The sequence below is a fragment of the Cupriavidus sp. UGS-1 genome (assembly GCF_021213615.1).
Lineage (GTDB): Bacteria > Pseudomonadota > Gammaproteobacteria > Burkholderiales > Burkholderiaceae > Cupriavidus.
In genome coordinates, this window is record NZ_JAJQJF010000019.1 from 35,187 (window position 1) to 50,049 (window position 14,863).

The window sequence follows — 14,863 nt, forward strand, 5'->3', positions numbered from 1 at the left end:
GCGGTTCAAAGCTCCGGTTCACGCCGATTCACACTGCTCGGCCCCAAACCGCATGCCGCGCGCCAGCAGCATGGCGGCCAACGCCGATAGCGCCACGACGGCCGCGGCGGCGTGCCAGCCCCAGGCCTCGATGGCCGCGCCGACGGTAACGGGTCCGACCACCTGCCCAAGATTGCTGCCCTGCATCAGCAGGCCGATCACGACCGGCAACAGCCCCGCCGTGGGAGCGACGATGGACGCGCTCGACAGCAAGGTCGCGGGAATCAGCCCGCCCACCGCCGAGAACAACAGGCACAGCAGGAAGGTCGGCACATCGCCGAAGAGCGGCAGGAAGATGCCAAGCGCGGCCAGTCCCATGGTCAGGCAGGTAGCGCCCACCACCAGGGACCGCGATACGCCGCGCGCCAGCAGATAGCCGGCGGCCAGATTGCCGATCATGTTGGCGGCGATCGCGAGCGCCGTCAGCAGCCCGACCATGCGGTGGGAGACGCCGATCCGTTCGATCAGCAGCACCGGCAGGAAGCTGAACAACGCAAAGAACATCAGGCTGTACAGCGCGAAGCAGGCGGCGAGCCGCAGCGGCTGCGAGGCGCGCAGCACGGACACGATATCGGCGCGCATGGTTGCGGCAGCGCCCGCGACGCCGTGCGCTCGCGAGGACGGCCGCGGCGATGCCGGCCGCTGCGCCGCAGCCGGTATCGCCAGCCGCGTCGCCACTGTCGCGACGACGGCCAGCGCCGCGCTGCCCCACCATAGTCCGCGCCAGGTGCCGAACAGCGGACCGGCGACCATCGCCAGCGCCATGCCGGCCGGCATGAAGCAACTCCACAGCGCAAAGGCGATATCGCGCCGCTGCGGCGGCACGACGCGCTGCAGCACCGCGGGCCCCGCCACCGCGATCAGCAGGAAGCCGAGTCCTTCGACGAAACGCGACGCCATCAGCGCCGGCAGCGTCGGCGCCAGCGCGCCGGCGCCAGCGCCGGCCACCACCGCGAGCAGACCGCCAAGCAGCACACGCCGGTCGCCGAAGGCGGTAACCAGGGCACCGGCCGGAATCCCGCCGAGCGAGCCGAGCACCGCGACGATCGCCATCAGCCAGCCCGCCTGCGCCAGGCTCGCGCCAAGGTCTGCTCGCAGCATCGGCGTCGCGATCGCGGCCTTGCCGACCTGCAGCGCCGCGACGACGCCGGCGCCGACCACGACCGCCACCGTCAGCCACATCGCAGCATTACCGGAAGGCGCGGACGTCGTCAGTGTCGTGGGCGTCCGCGGTACCACTGCCTGTCCTCTGCGGGCGGACCACCCCCGCCGCCCGTTCGCACAATCGGTCATCTCGTTCTCCTGCCCTGGAACCCTCGAAATGGGGCACAGGATCGCATCGGCGGGGCATCGACGGAAGTGATATAAGTTCGATCCAAACGATCGATCCAATAGATCATTGGAGCGACGGCTTCCGGCTACCCAACTCATGCTCGACGCCCTGACCCTCGACCAGCTGCGCACCTTCGCCACCGTCGCGGACGCCGGCAGTTTCCGCGCGGCAGCGGCCAAGCTCGGCCGCGTGCAATCGGCGGTCAGCCACGCGATCGCCAATCTGGAGGCGCAGCTCGGCGTCGCGCTGTTCGACCGCACCCGGCGGCGTCCGGTATTGACGCCCGAGGGCCAGGCCCTGCTGGTCAACGCGCGCGACATCCTGCTGCGCGTCGATGCGATGCGGGCGCGCGCCCGCGGCCTTGGCCAGCAACTGGAGCTCGAACTGTCGGTGATCGTCGATACGCTGTTTCCGCTGGCGCAGATCAGCGCCGCGCTGGAAGCGATGCGGGGCCGCTATCCGTCGGTGGCGATCCGCGTCGCGGTCGAACCGCTGGGCGGGCCGCTGGCAGCCCTGCTGGAGCAACGCGCCACGCTGGCGGTGATGGTCGGCGAGGGTTTTCGCGATCCGCGTGTCGCGCTGCAGGCGCTGTCGTCGACCGAGGTGGTGGCGGTCGTGTCCGCGCGCCATCCGCTGGCATCGCGGCGGCGCGGCCCGCCACTGGGCGTGGCCGACCTCGCCGATCACCTGCAGATCGTGCAGTCCGATCCCACGCCGCTGTCCGCCGGCCGCGACTTCGGCGTGCTGTCGCCGCAGACGTGCCGCGTCAACACCCAGGACATCAAGTACGCACTGATCCTGTCCGGCCTCGGCTGGGGCCGACTGCCGCGCTGGCTGGTCGAACGCGATCTGCGCGAAGGCAGGCTGGTGCGCGTCGCCACACCCTCACTGGGCCGCGATGCGCGCGTTCTGTACGAGGCCTACCTGGCCTATCGCGTCGACCAGCCGTTCGGTCCGGCCGCGCAGGCGTTCCGGGAAGCGCTGACACGCATCGCCGCGCAAGGCTGACCCCGCTCGTTATGTTGCGAAGCGCCAATGAAGCGCGCGTTATGTTGCAAACAGGAATGGTTATCAATAAGATTGACGGTTTTTTGTAACCGCAGATTACGAGAGAGCCCGAGCCACGCGCCATGAGACAAAAACCAGCCTGTTCGCAACCGTCGCGGCCGACGCCGCCGGCCCTGACGCCGTCGGCATTGATCCTCGCCGCCATCGCTGGCGGCGCCCCGCTTTCCACGCTGGCGCAGCAGGCGTCATCCGCCACCCAGGGCACGGCGCCCGCGCATGAGCTCAGTACCGTCGAGGTGCGGGTCGACCGGATCAAGAGCGATCTGGTCAATCCGACGCGGCAGGTCACCGTGATCGAGCGCGAGCAGATCGAGGAGCTGAAGACCGGCTCGACCAATCTGGCGACGATGCTGAGCAAGCTGATTCCGGGCATGGCCGATTCGAGCCGCACCGTGACGGACTTCGGCCAGACGCTGCGCGGACGCAGCGCGCTGGTGCTGGTCGACGGCATTCCGCTCAATACCAATCGCGATTCCGCCCGCAACCTGGCGACGATCGATCCGAGCAACATCGAGCGGATCGAAGTGCTGCGCGGCAGCAGCGCGCTCTACGGCGCCGGCGCGAGCGGCGGCATCATCTCGATCACGACCCGCACCGCGGGCGGTCCGCCGAGCGCCGACACCACGGTGACGCTGGGCACGCCGCTGACGCGGCTCAGCAAGGAAGGCCTCAGCGCCAACGTGCAGCAGCATTTCTCGGGCAGCCAGGGGCCGATCGACTACGCCTTCCATGTCGGCGCGCAGCGCATCGGCAGCCCCTACGACGCGCACGGTCATCGGATCGCGCCCGAGCCGAGCCAGGGCGATCTGTTCGATTCCAACGTCTACAACATCAGCGGCAAGCTCGGCTGGCGCATCGACGGCCAGCAGCGCGTGCAGCTGAGCCTGAGCCGCTACCACGCCAGGCAGAACACCGACTACGCCTCCGACCCGTCGGTCGGACGGCTGCCTCCGGGTTCGGCCACGGCGCGCGCGATTCGCGGCCTGCAGCTGGAAAACCAGAACGAGCTGCGCAACACGGTGCTGAACCTGGACTACCAGCACCAGGACTTCTACGGCAGCACCGTATCGACGCAGTTCTACTATCGCGACTATTTCACGCGCTTTCCCCCGTTCGACGCGCGCGCGGTGGCCACGCGCGGCGGTAACGTCGACCAGATCAGCCAGAACAGCAGCGTCTTCGGTGGCCGGCTGACCGTCGGCACGCCGCTGGGCGCCAGCAAGCAGACCAAGCTGCTGTGGGGCGCCGACTACAACCAGGAACGCAGCGACATGCCGCTCGACGTGTTCGACGCCGCGCGCTACGACGCCAGCGGCGGCCTGGTGTTCCAGCGCACCGGCGAGCTGACCTATATGCCGCCGCTGACCACGCGCAGCGGCGGCGTGTTCGGCCAGCTGCAGCACAAGTTCGACGAGCGCTGGTCGATGGAAGGCGGCGCGCGCTACGAGCGCGCCAGCGCCAGCTTCGACGACTTCGTGCCGCTGTCGCAGTCGAAGGTCGCCAACCCGGTCGGCGTCAAGGGCGGCACCGTCGACTACGGCGCCTGGCTGTTCAACATCGGCGCCGCGTTTGCGCCGGTCAAGGGCCAGGAGTTCTATGGCGCCTTCAGCCAGGGCTTCCAGCTGCCCGACATCGGCCTGCAGATCCGCAATGCGCGGCCGGGGTTCGACATCAACTCGTCGAGCCTGGAGCCGGTCAAGACCAACAACTACGAGCTCGGCTGGCGCGGTGCGCTGGGCAGCAACACGCTGGCCAACGTGGCGGTGTTCTACACCACCTCGAAGCTCGGCGACGTGCAGAGCTTCAACAACGGGCTGATCCTGACCCGCACCAAGGAGCGTATCTTCGGCGTCGAGGCGGCGGCCGACTATCTGACCGACGACGAGAAATGGGGCGTCGGCGGGACCTTCACCTGGATGCGCGGCCGCGAGCAGCCGCAAGGCAGCAGCAGCTTCCAGAACATGACGGGCTACCGCATTCCGCCGCTGAAGCTGACCGGCTACCTGCAATACCGGCCGATCAGCCAATGGACCAACCGCCTGCAGGTCAGCTATTACGCCGGGCGCGACTACCGCCTGAACGGCCAGAACAGCTTCGGCCGGCGCGATACCGGCAGCTATACGACGCTCGATCTGATCAGCCGCTACCAGCTGACGCGCAAGGACACGATCACGATCGGCATCGAGAACCTGCTCAATCGCGACTACTACCCCTTGTACAGCCAGCTGCTGCGCAACAGCAGCAATACCAGCCGGCTGCCGGCGGCGGGCATCACGCTGACGGCGATGTACCAGCACCGCTGGTAAGCCGCGCGGCCCGCGGGAGCGTGCGTTCCCGCGGCGCCTGCCACTCGATCAAGCCGCGGCCGGGTCCGCGCCGTCCGCGTCGATGCCGTAGCGCGCGATGGCCTCGGCGACCCTGGCGACCGGCAACGCACCATCGTCGGCCAGCGCCTTCAGCGCGGCGACCGCGATGAAGTGCCGATCGACCTCGAAGAAGCGCCGCAACGATTCACGCGTGTCCGAACGGCCGAAACCGTCGGTGCCCAGCGCAACCAGCCGGCGGTCCGTCACGAAGGGCCGGATCTGGTCGGCGACGATCTTCATGTAATCGGTCGCCACGACGAGCGGGCCCTGGTGTCCGGCCAGGCATTGCTGGACGTAGGGCACGCGCGGCTCGCTCCCCGGATGCAGCGTGTTCCAGCGTTCGGCAGCCAACCCGTCGCGGCGCAGCTCCGTCAGGCTCGTCGCGCTCCAGATCTCGCTGGCGATGCCGAAATCGTCCGCCAGCAGCTCGGCGGCGGCAATCACCTCGTTCAGGATCGCGCCGCTGCCGGCCAGCTGCACGCTCGGCATGCGCTGGCTGGCCTCGCCGACCGCCTTCAGCCGATAGAAGCCCTTCAGGATGCCCTGCTCCGCCCCGGCCGGCAGCGCCGGATGGGGATAGTTCTCGTTGAGCAGCGTGATGTAGTAGAAGATGTCCTGCTGCTCGGTGAACATCCGGCGCATGCCGTCCTGCACGATCACCGCCAGCTCGTAGGCAAAGGTGGGGTCGTACGACACGCAGCACGGGATCACCGACGACAGCACATGGCTGTGCCCATCATCGTGCTGTAATCCCTCGCCCATCAGCGTCGTGCGCCCGGAGGTCGCGCCCAGCAGGAAGCCCCGCGTGCGGGCATCGCCAGCGGCCCACGCCAGATCGCCAATCCGCTGGAAGCCGAACATCGAATAGAAGATGTAGAACGGCACCGTCATCACGCCGTGATTGCTGTACGAGGTGCCGGCCGCGATCCACGATGAGGTCGCGCCGGCTTCGTTCAGCCCTTCCTGCAGGATCTGGCCGTCCCGGCTCTCCTTGTAGTAGCTCAACTGGCCCGCGTCCTGCGGCGTGTACAGCTGCCCCACATGCGAATAGATGCCGATCTGGCGGAACAGCCCTTCCATGCCGAACGTGCGGGACTCGTCCGGCACGATCGGCACGATACGCTTGCCGATCTCCGGCACCTTCAGCAGCGCGCCAAGCATGCGCACAAAGGCCATCGTGGTGGAATACTCCCGCTCGCCGGAGTCCTGCAGCTGCGTCGCGAAGGTCGACAGCGGCGGCGCCGGCAACGGCGCGCAATCGCCGAAGCGCGCCGGCACATGGCCGCCCAGCGCCCGGCGCCTCGACGCGAAATAGCGCGCCGCCTCGCTGTCCGGCGCCGGCTTCAGGTACGGCATCTCGTCGAGGCGCGCGTCGGGCAGATCCAGCGCAAAGCGGTCGCGGAAAGCCCGTACCGCGTCCGCGTTCAGCTTCTTGAGCTGGTGATTGATGTTCTGGCCCTCGCCGGCCTCGCCCATGCCGAAGCCCTTGACGGTCTTGGCGAGGATCACGGTTGGCTGACCGGTGTGCCGCACTGCGGCGGCATAGGCGTTGTAGACCTTGACCGGATCATGGCCCCCGCGCGACAGCGCCCAGATCTCGTCGTCGCTCATGTCGGCCACCATCTCGAGCAGCGCCGGATATTTGCCGAAGAAATGCTGGCGCACATAGGCGCCGTTCTGCGACTTGTAGGTCTGGTATTCGCCGTCGACGCACTCCATCATCCGCTGGCGCAGCAGCCCGGTATGGTCCCTGGCCAGCAGCCGGTCCCACCCGCCGCCCCAGATCACCTTGATGACGTTCCAGCCCGCGGCGCGATAGAGCGCCTCGAATTCCTGGATCACCTTCGCGTTGCCGCGCACCGGACCATCGAGCCGTTGCAGATTGCAGTTGACGACGAAGATCAGATTGTCGAGCTTCTCGCGCCCCGCCATCGAGATCGCGGCCAGCGACTCCGGCTGGTCCATTTCCCCATCGCCGAGGAAGGCCCAGACCTTGCGGCCCTGGTGCTGCTGCAGGCCCCGATTTTCCAGATAGCGCAGGAAGCGGCCCTGATAGGCCGCCATGATGGGCCCGAGCCCCATCGACACGGTGGGGAATTGCCAGAAGTCCGGCATCAGGCGCGGATGCGGATACGACGACAGGCCGCGGCGCCCCGCTTCCCTGCGGAAATTGTCGAGCTGCGCTTCGTCGATACGGCCCTCCAGATAGGCGCGCGCATAGATGCCCGGCGCCGAATGGCCCTGGATATACACCATGTCGCCGGCGAATGTATCGGTGCGGCCGCGGAAGAAATGATCGAAGCCGACGTCGTACAGCACCGCCGCGGAGGCATAGGTGGCGATATGCCCGCCCACGTTCGAATGCTTGCCGGCGCGCAGCACCATCGCCATCGCGTTCCAGCGGATCAGCGCATTCAATTCGCGCTCCAGTACAGCGTCGCCCGGATACGGCAACTCGCGCTCGGCGGGGATCGTGTTGACGTACGGCGTATTGACGCGGCCGTGGAAGTCGCCATGCATCGAACCATCGAAGTCGAGCAGCTGGTCGATCAGATAGTGAGCGCGTGGCCGGCCCTCGACCCGCACGACGGCCTGCAACGATTCGAGCCATTCGCGCGTTTCGAGCGGATCGACGTCTTGGAGTAAGGAAGAGGTTGGCATGGCGTGGCTCCAGGTCAGATAGGTGCGAGTCAGAGGGGCGGGATCGCGGGCGTGCCGCGCGGCGGATTGCATCGGCACTCGTAGCCGTTAGTTGCAATTGCAATCGTATCTGGCGCATTGTAGCGATCGCCGGCATAATTGCAACTGCAACGAATTCGGAGAAGACCATGACGACGGACGCACCAGACCTTTGGTTCTCGTTCGTGCGAGCGCATCGGCTGATGATTCGCGAGGTGGAACGGCGGCTGGCCGACGCCGGGCTGCCGAGCTACGCCTGGTACGACGTGCTATGGGGCCTCGAGAGCGGCCCGGGCGGCGCTCGCCGCATGCACGAGCTGGCCGATGCGCTGGCGATCGAGCGGTACAACCTGACGCGCCTGGTCGATCGGCTCGAGAGCGAGGGCCTGGTCACGCGCACGCGATCGGCGGACGACGGCCGCGCCGCCTTCGTCACGATCACGCGCGAGGGCCGCGCGCTGCGCAAGAAGATGTGGAAGGTCTATCAGGCCACGATCGCCGACCTGTTCCTGACCCAGTTCGACCCGGCCGACGAGCAGCGCTTCGCCGACGCGCTCGATCGCGCCGCGCAGGCGGTGCGCCAGGCCGCCGCGGCGCCACGGCCGTTCTGACGCCGCGGCCCTCGCTTCAATCGCCGACCAGCCGATACCGCCGCATCGCTTCCGCCACCACGCTGGCCCGCAACACCTGTTCGTCGGCCAGCGCCTTCAATGCGATCACCGCGATCCAGCGCGGATCCTGTACGTCGACGGCGCCGGCGTGATGGTTAGTCCTGGCCCCGGTCCCCGCCTCCACGCCGAGCGCGATGAAGCGATCCGCAAGATAGGGGCCGATCTGCTGCGCAATCGGCGCGCCATAGCCGGTCAGCGCGACGATCGGACCGCCGCCCGCCGCCAGGCAACGCTGCAGATGGCTCGATCGCGGCCGAGCGAGCGGATGCAGCCGGTTCCAGCGTGCCGCCGCCTCGGCGTCGCGTGCCAGCCGGGTATAGCTCGGACAGCTCCATAGTTCGACGTCGACGTGCCAGTCTGCCCGCAAGCGCTGCGCCGCTTCCGACATCGCGCGCAAGGCCTTGCCGGCGCCAAGCAGCCGAACGCACGGCCCCTGCCGCTCACGTGCCGTCTCGAGGAGATACATCCCTTTGGCCGCAGCCACCGCGCGACGGCGATCGAGTTGCGGCCATGCCGGCCACTCCTCGCCGTGCGCGCTCAGGTAGACGAAGCCGGAACGCCCCTGCAGATACAGGCTGCGCAGCGCTTGCAGCACGATGGCCCTCGCCTCCTCGCCCGAAGCCGGGTCATAGGGCAGGCAGCGGCCGTGCGACGCCAGCCATAGCGGCAGCTCAGGCCTTGCGCCCTTGGGCCACGGCGACGGCAGCGTTTCGATGTCGTTGCAGAAGATGCCGCGTTCCCCTGTTTCCAGAGCCGATGCCCGTACGGCATCCGCGCGGCCGCTGCGCAGCAGGTACAACAGCGGCCATTGTGCGGCCTGGCGCCGCGCGCCGAGCCAGTAGCGCCAGGCACTGGCCGCGTAGCGGCCGCCGCCTGTCCCGTCCGCGCTGCGTTCGCCGGCATCGCCGATGTCGATAGCGTCGGGCCTGCGCACGACCCATGCGAGCGAAGCCGCGCCGGTCGTGGCCGCCGCGGCCTCGGCCAGCTGGCCAGCAATTTGAGCGACCGTCGCGGCGGGCGAAGCACCCGCCTTCGCCCCACTTTCCGCTTCGATCCGTGTGATGCAGGCCATCGCCGCCGCTCGCGTCGCGGCGATGGAACCAAAGGCGGCCGGCGTCCTTGAATGGCCCATGGATTCGCTCCAGTAATGGCGGCGCTTGCCGAATGCCGCGCCGTCGATTAGAGTTGCAACAGCAACGATTGCAATTGCAATTCATCGGCATTCTATCGGAGGGAATCCATCATGTCAGCCGAATCAGCCAACGCGAACGACACCGCCAGCCCCACCCTGACCTTCTATACGGCCAATACCCCCAATGGCCAGAAGGTCAGCATCTATCTGCAGGAAGCGGGGCTGCCTTACCGGCAGGTCGACATCGACCTGAACAAGGGCGAGCAGAAGCGCCCGGAATATCTGGCGATCAACCCGAACGGCAAGATCCCGGCGCTGGTCGATCACAGCGAAAACATCACGGTGTTCGAATCCGGGGCCATCCTCAGCTATCTGTCCAGCCGCTACGGCGCGCTGCATCCGGCGGACGCTCGCGAGCAATGGCAGATCCAGCAATGGCTGCATTTCCAGATCGGCGGCATTGGGCCGATGCTGGGGCAGCTATGGTGGTTCCGGCATGGCTCGCGCAGCGGCAATCGCGAGGCAATCGAACGCTATGCCAAGGAGGCGCATCGGCTCTACGGCGTGGTCGAGCGCCAGCTGTCCCGATCGGCATACCTGGCGCTGGACCGCTACACCATTGCCGACATCGCCGCGTTTCCCTGGGTGCGTACCCATGACGAACTGCAGCTCGACATCGCCGAATACCGGCACGTGCTGCGCTGGCTCGATCGCATCGCGGAGCGTCCGGCGGTGCAGCGCGGTCTGGCGGCCTTGCGTCCGCCGTTGGGTGCGAGGCAGGACGCCACGCAGGACGCGGCGGAGGCTTGAGCGATGGCCTGGACCTTTCTCTTTATCGCCGCCGCGCTGGAGATCGTCATGGGCGTCGCGCTGAAGCTGAACCAGGGCTGGACACGGCTGCTGCCCAGCGTGGTGGCGGTGGCCGCCGGACTGGCCAGCATCTACCTGCTGGCCAAGGCGCTGCGCAACCTGCCGGTCGGCACCGCGTATGCGATCTGGACCGGCATCGGCACGCTGGGCCTCGTCGCCATCGGTATCGTCAGCTTCGGCGAAGGCGTGCAGTGGCAGCGGCTGCTGTTCCTGACGTTGACGGTGGTCGGCATCATCGGGCTGCGGTTTTCGGAGGCGGTGGGCTGACGAAGGGCTACGGTCACGCGGCCAGGCCATGGCGCTATAGTAGGCACGACGCATAATGGATGCGCAGACCGCGCCACGGGCTCCCCTTACGCTGACCGCCGGCACTGCATCAGGACACTGCATCAGGACACCGCAACAGATGGATACCGCACTGATCGAGGGCAGGCTCGACTTCCTGCGCGAGGCCGAACGGCTGAAGGACGTGCTGCGCAGCGCGCGCACGTCGTCGGGCCGCCCGGAAAGCACCGCCGAACATAGTTGGCGGCTATGCCTGATGGCCATGGTGTTCGCCGATCAGCTTCCCGAACTCGACTGGCTGAAGGTACTGAAGCTCTGCATCGTCCACGACCTTGGCGAGGCGATCCACGGGGACATTCCCGCCACCGAACAGTCGGCGAGCCCCGGCAAGAGCGAACAGGAACGGCACGATCTGCTGGCGCTGACGTGCGTGCTCGATGCCTCGATGCGGGACAGCATCCTGTCACTCTGGGACGAATACGAAGCCGCGGCATCGCCGGAAGCCAAGGCCGTCAAGGCGCTCGACAAGCTGGAAACGCTGCTCCAGCACAACCAGGGTAACAATCCGCCGGACTTCGACTATCGCTTCAACCTTGACTACGGCAAGCGGCACACCGATACGCATGCGCTGTTCCGGGCGATGCGCGATCTGATCGACGAAGACACGCGCGCTCGCATCGGCGATGCGTAACGCCCAGGCACTCGCATAGGCGAAAGCCATGGCAGGCTCACGGTCCTTCCCGTCAATCCCGCTCCGCTTCGGCCGCGACCGCCACCAGCCACGACCGCACCGCCCGCTCGTCGTCCGCGGACAGCCCCTTCCTCAGTTCCCGTTCCAGCGTCTGGATCCGCGTCCGCGCCTGCGCCAGCAGCGAGCGCCCATGCTCGGTCAGTTCGATCTGCTGGATGCGGCCGTGTACCGCGTGCGGGCTACGGGTAACGGCGCCCGCCTTTTCCAGGTTGGCGACGATCACATTGACCGTCTGCGGCGTCAGCACCGCCATGCGCGCCAGATCGGCGTTCGAGCTGCCGGGATAGGCGGCAAGCATCGTCAGCACCGAAAACTGCGGCTGGGTCACGCCGATATCGCCGAGGGCGCGTTCGGCGCGATTGCGCCAGGCGCTGGCCGCCTGACGCAGCAGGTAGCCGAGATAGCCGGCTTCCCCGCGCTTGCCTTCGCCCGCCTTCGGCAAGGCGGTTCCCTTGGGGGTTTTGCTCATATTATCAGCACTCTGATATATTGTTCGAACTCTGATCTTATCATTCCACTTCTCAGGAGCCGCGACCATGTCGGACAGACGCGATCACCACCCCGTACCGCCGGACTATCCCGCCTTCCGCGGACTCGCCGCCGATGCGCACGCTCATCTGCTTGGAATCGGCAAGTCGGTCGACGCCACGGGCCTCGACAAGCGGCTGACCGAGCTGGTCAAGCTGCGCGTCTCTCAGCTCAATGGCTGCGCGTTCTGTACCGCGCTGCATGCCAATATCGCGCGCAAGGCTGGTGTGCCGCAGGTCCAGCTGGATCTGCTGGCGGCATGGCGCGACGCGGGCGAATTCTCGCCGCGCGACGTGGCGGCGCTGGCGTGGGCCGAGCATCTGACCCGGATGGCACAGGCCCCGATTCCCGACGACGCCTACGCGGCGCTGCGCGAGCAGTTCTCCGAAGAAGAAGCCGTGCAACTGACCGTGACGATCGGCACCATCAACGCGTGGAACCGCATCGCGGGAAGCCTGCGTTTCCCGGCCTCGCAGGGCAAGCTGTGATGGGCGACCATGGAATCGGCATGCAGCCGTCCGATGCACACGACATCGAGGAGCTGCGCGCTGTCGAAACTGAAGCGGACGCCCGCGCCTGCTATCCGCTGATGCATCAGCTCCGTCCACATCTGGATGGGGAGCGGGAATTCATCACGCGCTGGCGGCGGCAGACCGCCGTCGGGTACCGGCTGCTGGCGCTGTGGCGGCAGGATCGGCCGGTGGCACTGGCCGGCTTTCGCGTGCAGGACAATCTGATGCACGGCGTGCATCTCTATGTCGACGATCTGGTCACCGATCAGGCGCTGCGCGGCAGCGGCTACGGCCAACGCCTGATGGAGCGACTGAGCGAGGAAGCGCGCGTCCTCGGCTGCGCCAAACTGATCCTCGATACGCCACTGACCAATACGCTGGGCCACCGCTTCTACTATCGGCAAGGGCTGCTGGCAACGGCGCTTCGATTCAATCTGCCGATCGCGGACGCAGGGCAGCGGGAGCTATGATGAAAACCGTACTCCATATCAGCGCCAGTCCCAATGGGGAGGCCTCGAACAGCCGGCGCACGGCCGCCGCGCTGATCGAACGGATGGGCCAGCGCGAAGCGCTGCGCGTGATCGACCGAGACCTGGCGCGCCGGCCGCCGCCGCTCGTCGACGAGGCGTTCGCGCACGCCAGCCTTGCGGCCGAATCGGCCGACGCTGCCGGCGACACGGGCGTGCTCGCGTTGTCGGCCTCGCTGATCGCCGAACTGGAAACCGCGGACCGCATCGTGGTTTCGACGCCGATGCACAACTTCACGGTGCCGGCAACGCTGAAGGCGTGGATCGATCAGATCCTGCGCCCCGGCCGCACGTTCGCGCGCACGCCGGAAGGCAAGAAGGGGCTGCTGGCCAGCCGCCCCGTCTACCTGATCGTCGGCAGCGGCGGACCGCTCGGCGATGACGGCATGGGCCAGCCGGACTTTCTGACGCCCTATCTGCGTCACGCGCTGGCCACCGCGGGTCTTCACGACCTGTCGGTGTTGCGGCTCGACAATCTGCGGCGCGGACCGGCGTATCTCGAGCGCGCGCATGCTTTGGCCGATGCGTGGATCGCGCACCAGATCGCCGCGCTGTCGCAGCAATCGCCCGGCTCAGCGGCGCCGGTCGAAGCGTGAGCGTCGGCCCACGGCAAGGGGTCGGCTCAGCCGAGACGCACTACGACATGATCCCCTGCGCGCGCAGTTCCGCTTCCTCGTCGCCAGCGATCCAGCCGAATATCCTGGCGCTGCCTTCGCGTAGCTGGATCAGGTAGTGGACGGTGAACCGCACCACGCGCGCGGCCTCGCCGGAGCGCTCGAAGGTGGACGCCCAGGCCACGCTGGCAACGCAATGCATCGGGTCGATCGGGTGGACCGCCACATGGTCGACGGCCATATCGCGCATGCCCATCGCGCGATAGTGCTCGAAGCCCTTGCCCATCACGCCGCGCAGTTGGTCGTCGTTGTTGCCGGTCATCACGCCGCCGGGCCAGGCGGTGATGAAGCTCTCGGCAAAGAAGCCGGCGACCGTCTCCAGATCGGCCTCGTCTTGGATGCCTTGGACGAAGCATTGCTGGTACCGTTGGAATAGCTGCTCGATGTGCTGCTGCATGGGTCTGCTCCTCGATGCGTGCTTCCCTCCCCATTCCCTTCGGACAAGATAGTCAAACCCGGCTCAACCCGCACGCAACCGGTCGAGCGCCGCCGTTGTCTTCAGCCACTCGAGCACCGCGGCAGCGGGCGTGCCGGCCTGGATATGCACCGGAGACAACAGACAATAGCGTGAACCGTCCTCGACAAAGCCCATCGGCGCGGCCAGCATGCCGTTGGCGATATCGTCCTGCACCAGATGCCAGGGCCCGATGGCGACGCCAAGGCCCGCGACCGCCGCCTGCAGGCTGAAGTAGAAATGCTCGAAGCTCTGCTCCGGCGCGCGCGATAGCGTCTGTCCCGTGATGTCGGCCCAGGTCCGCCAGGCGTTCGGCCTTGTCCGCGTATGCAGGCGCGGTGCGGAAGGACGCAGGGATGCCTTGCCCTTGCGTGCCGCAAACCACGCGCCGGCCTGGTCCGGCCGGCACACCGGACCGATCCGTTCGACGAACAAGGGCACCGCGTGGACGCTGTCGGGCCAGGCGAAGTCATCGCGCCGAAGCGCGAGATCGATGCCGCTGTCGAATTCGACCGGCCCGCCGCCGGCAACGAGGTGCACGTCGAATTCGGGATGCCGCGCCTTGAAATCGGGCCAGCGCGGAATCAGCCAGCGCATCAGCAACGTCGGCTCGCACGACAGCACCCATTGCCGCGCTTGCCTCGCACTGGCGCGTAGCTCGCGTGTGGCCTGTCGAATCACGCCGAGGCCATCGCGCACCGCCTGCGCGAGCCTGCGCCCTGCATCGGTCAGGAAGACGCGGCGGCTGCGCCGTTCGAACAGCGCCACACCAAGGTCGTCCTCAAGCGTACGCACCGCGCGGCTGACCGCGCCATGCGTCAGGTGCAATTCGTCGGCGGCGCGGCTGAAGTTCTCGAGCCGCGCCGCCGCCTCGAAGCAGCGCAGTGCCAGCAGTGAAGGCAGACGGGCGTCGCCCGATGGTGAGTGGGACTCACCATGGTGGTCAGTAAACATCGCTATTCGTCGATCGTCAG

General features: G+C 67.4%; 15 protein-coding genes. 9 read left to right on the forward strand and 6 right to left on the reverse strand.

The annotated features are described in order from the left end of the window. Window positions 1-18: 18 nt before the first annotated feature. Window positions 19-1,221: an MFS transporter gene (locus LRR16_RS20485; RefSeq protein ID WP_232206945.1), complete on the reverse strand. Its 1,203-nt coding sequence runs from the start codon at window positions 1,219-1,221 to the stop codon at window positions 19-21. Between the two features lie 247 nt (window positions 1,222-1,468). On the opposite strand from LRR16_RS20485, the gene LRR16_RS20490 reads away from it, so the two are divergent. Together LRR16_RS20490 and LRR16_RS20495 are read left to right on the forward strand one after the other, a co-directional pair. Continuing rightward, the gene (locus LRR16_RS20490; RefSeq protein WP_232206946.1) at window positions 1,469-2,380 is read left to right on the forward strand and encodes a LysR family transcriptional regulator; all 912 of its coding nucleotides are present in this window, start codon (window positions 1,469-1,471) and stop codon (window positions 2,378-2,380) included. Between the two features lie 122 nt (window positions 2,381-2,502). Further along, window positions 2,503-4,746, forward strand: coding sequence for a TonB-dependent receptor (locus LRR16_RS20495; RefSeq protein ID WP_232206947.1), 2,244 nt, complete (start codon window positions 2,503-2,505; stop codon window positions 4,744-4,746). Between the two features lie 48 nt (window positions 4,747-4,794). Here the strand turns inward: LRR16_RS20495 and aceE are convergent, their stop codons facing one another. Then, window positions 4,795-7,467, reverse strand: a complete 2,673-nt coding sequence (gene aceE / locus LRR16_RS20500; protein WP_232206948.1) for a pyruvate dehydrogenase (acetyl-transferring), homodimeric type — start codon at window positions 7,465-7,467, stop codon at window positions 4,795-4,797. 167 nt (window positions 7,468-7,634) lie between these two features. Here aceE and LRR16_RS20505 point away from each other — a divergent pair, with 167 nt between their 5' ends. Beyond that, the gene (locus LRR16_RS20505; RefSeq protein ID WP_232206949.1) at window positions 7,635-8,096 is read left to right on the forward strand and encodes a MarR family winged helix-turn-helix transcriptional regulator; all 462 of its coding nucleotides are present in this window, start codon (window positions 7,635-7,637) and stop codon (window positions 8,094-8,096) included. Window positions 8,097-8,112: 16 nt separating this feature from the next. Here the strand turns inward: LRR16_RS20505 and LRR16_RS20510 are convergent, their stop codons facing one another. Further along, a complete protein-coding gene (locus tag LRR16_RS20510) occupies window positions 8,113-9,288 on the reverse strand; it encodes a pyruvate dehydrogenase (protein WP_232206950.1) in 1,176 nt (391 codons plus the stop codon). A 111-nt stretch (window positions 9,289-9,399) separates the two neighbouring features. On the opposite strand from LRR16_RS20510, the gene LRR16_RS20515 reads away from it, so the two are divergent. From LRR16_RS20515 to LRR16_RS20525, 3 genes are all read left to right on the forward strand, one after another. Continuing rightward, window positions 9,400-10,098 (forward strand): glutathione S-transferase family protein, encoded by a 699-nt coding sequence (locus LRR16_RS20515; protein ID WP_232206951.1) that lies wholly within the window; start codon window positions 9,400-9,402, stop codon window positions 10,096-10,098. 3 nt (window positions 10,099-10,101) lie between these two features. Continuing rightward, window positions 10,102-10,425: a multidrug efflux SMR transporter gene (locus tag LRR16_RS20520; RefSeq protein ID WP_006579173.1), complete on the forward strand. Its 324-nt coding sequence runs from the start codon at window positions 10,102-10,104 to the stop codon at window positions 10,423-10,425. Between the two features lie 139 nt (window positions 10,426-10,564). Then, complete coding sequence (locus tag LRR16_RS20525) at window positions 10,565-11,134, forward strand: HD family hydrolase (RefSeq protein WP_232206952.1); 570 nt, start codon at window positions 10,565-10,567, stop codon at window positions 11,132-11,134. Window positions 11,135-11,186: 52 nt separating this feature from the next. On the opposite strand, the gene LRR16_RS20530 is transcribed toward LRR16_RS20525, so the two are convergent. Then, window positions 11,187-11,663 carry a MarR family winged helix-turn-helix transcriptional regulator gene (locus LRR16_RS20530; RefSeq protein ID WP_006579175.1) on the reverse strand — a complete coding sequence of 159 codons (477 nt, stop codon included), beginning with the start codon at window positions 11,661-11,663 and terminating at the stop codon, window positions 11,187-11,189. Between the two features lie 67 nt (window positions 11,664-11,730). Here LRR16_RS20530 and LRR16_RS20535 point away from each other — a divergent pair, with 67 nt between their 5' ends. From LRR16_RS20535 to LRR16_RS20545, 3 genes are read left to right on the forward strand one after another with little or no spacing between them, the layout of a single operon-like run. Beyond that, entirely contained in the window at window positions 11,731-12,210 is a 480-nt protein-coding gene (locus LRR16_RS20535) for a carboxymuconolactone decarboxylase family protein (protein WP_006579176.1), read from the forward strand. A gap of 20 nt (window positions 12,211-12,230) precedes the next feature. Continuing rightward, window positions 12,231-12,704, forward strand: a complete 474-nt coding sequence (locus LRR16_RS20540) for a GNAT family N-acetyltransferase (protein WP_232206953.1) — start codon at window positions 12,231-12,233, stop codon at window positions 12,702-12,704. Beyond that, window positions 12,704-13,357 (forward strand): FMN-dependent NADH-azoreductase, encoded by a 654-nt coding sequence (locus LRR16_RS20545; RefSeq protein ID WP_232206954.1) that lies wholly within the window; start codon window positions 12,704-12,706, stop codon window positions 13,355-13,357. The genes LRR16_RS20540 and LRR16_RS20545 overlap by 1 nt, the downstream gene beginning before the upstream one ends. A 40-nt stretch (window positions 13,358-13,397) precedes the next feature. Here the strand turns inward: LRR16_RS20545 and LRR16_RS20550 are convergent, their stop codons facing one another. Both LRR16_RS20550 and LRR16_RS20555 read right to left on the reverse strand, forming a co-directional pair. After that, the gene (locus LRR16_RS20550; RefSeq protein ID WP_232206955.1) at window positions 13,398-13,832 is read right to left on the reverse strand and encodes a nuclear transport factor 2 family protein; all 435 of its coding nucleotides are present in this window, start codon (window positions 13,830-13,832) and stop codon (window positions 13,398-13,400) included. A 63-nt stretch (window positions 13,833-13,895) separates the two neighbouring features. Next, a complete protein-coding gene (locus tag LRR16_RS20555) occupies window positions 13,896-14,843 on the reverse strand; it encodes a LysR family transcriptional regulator (RefSeq protein WP_232206980.1) in 948 nt (315 codons plus the stop codon). Between the last annotated feature and the right edge of the window lie 20 nt (window positions 14,844-14,863).

Bases quoted from the DNA above. Each gene is read 5' to 3' on its own strand.
- LRR16_RS20530 (WP_006579175.1), bottom strand. From the start codon at position 11,663: ATGAGCAAAACCCCCAAGGGAACCGCCTTGCCGAAGGCGGGCGAAGGC.
- LRR16_RS20525 (WP_232206952.1), top strand. From the start codon at position 10,565: ATGGATACCGCACTGATCGAGGGCAGGCTCGACTTCCTGCGCGAGGCC.
- LRR16_RS20490 (WP_232206946.1), top strand. From the start codon at position 1,469: ATGCTCGACGCCCTGACCCTCGACCAGCTGCGCACCTTCGCCACCGTC.
- LRR16_RS20520 (WP_006579173.1), top strand. From the start codon at position 10,102: ATGGCCTGGACCTTTCTCTTTATCGCCGCCGCGCTGGAGATCGTCATG.
- LRR16_RS20545 (WP_232206954.1), top strand. From the start codon at position 12,704: ATGAAAACCGTACTCCATATCAGCGCCAGTCCCAATGGGGAGGCCTCG.
- LRR16_RS20495 (WP_232206947.1), top strand. From the start codon at position 2,503: ATGAGACAAAAACCAGCCTGTTCGCAACCGTCGCGGCCGACGCCGCCG.
- LRR16_RS20550 (WP_232206955.1), bottom strand. From the start codon at position 13,832: ATGCAGCAGCACATCGAGCAGCTATTCCAACGGTACCAGCAATGCTTC.
- LRR16_RS20555 (WP_232206980.1), bottom strand. From the start codon at position 14,843: ATGTTTACTGACCACCATGGTGAGTCCCACTCACCATCGGGCGACGCC.
- LRR16_RS20515 (WP_232206951.1), top strand. From the start codon at position 9,400: ATGTCAGCCGAATCAGCCAACGCGAACGACACCGCCAGCCCCACCCTG.
- LRR16_RS20535 (WP_006579176.1), top strand. From the start codon at position 11,731: ATGTCGGACAGACGCGATCACCACCCCGTACCGCCGGACTATCCCGCC.
- LRR16_RS20485 (WP_232206945.1), bottom strand. From the start codon at position 1,221: ATGTGGCTGACGGTGGCGGTCGTGGTCGGCGCCGGCGTCGTCGCGGCG.
- aceE (WP_232206948.1), bottom strand. From the start codon at position 7,467: ATGCCAACCTCTTCCTTACTCCAAGACGTCGATCCGCTCGAAACGCGC.
- LRR16_RS20505 (WP_232206949.1), top strand. From the start codon at position 7,635: ATGACGACGGACGCACCAGACCTTTGGTTCTCGTTCGTGCGAGCGCAT.
- LRR16_RS20540 (WP_232206953.1), top strand. From the start codon at position 12,231: ATGCAGCCGTCCGATGCACACGACATCGAGGAGCTGCGCGCTGTCGAA.
- LRR16_RS20510 (WP_232206950.1), bottom strand. From the start codon at position 9,288: ATGGGCCATTCAAGGACGCCGGCCGCCTTTGGTTCCATCGCCGCGACG.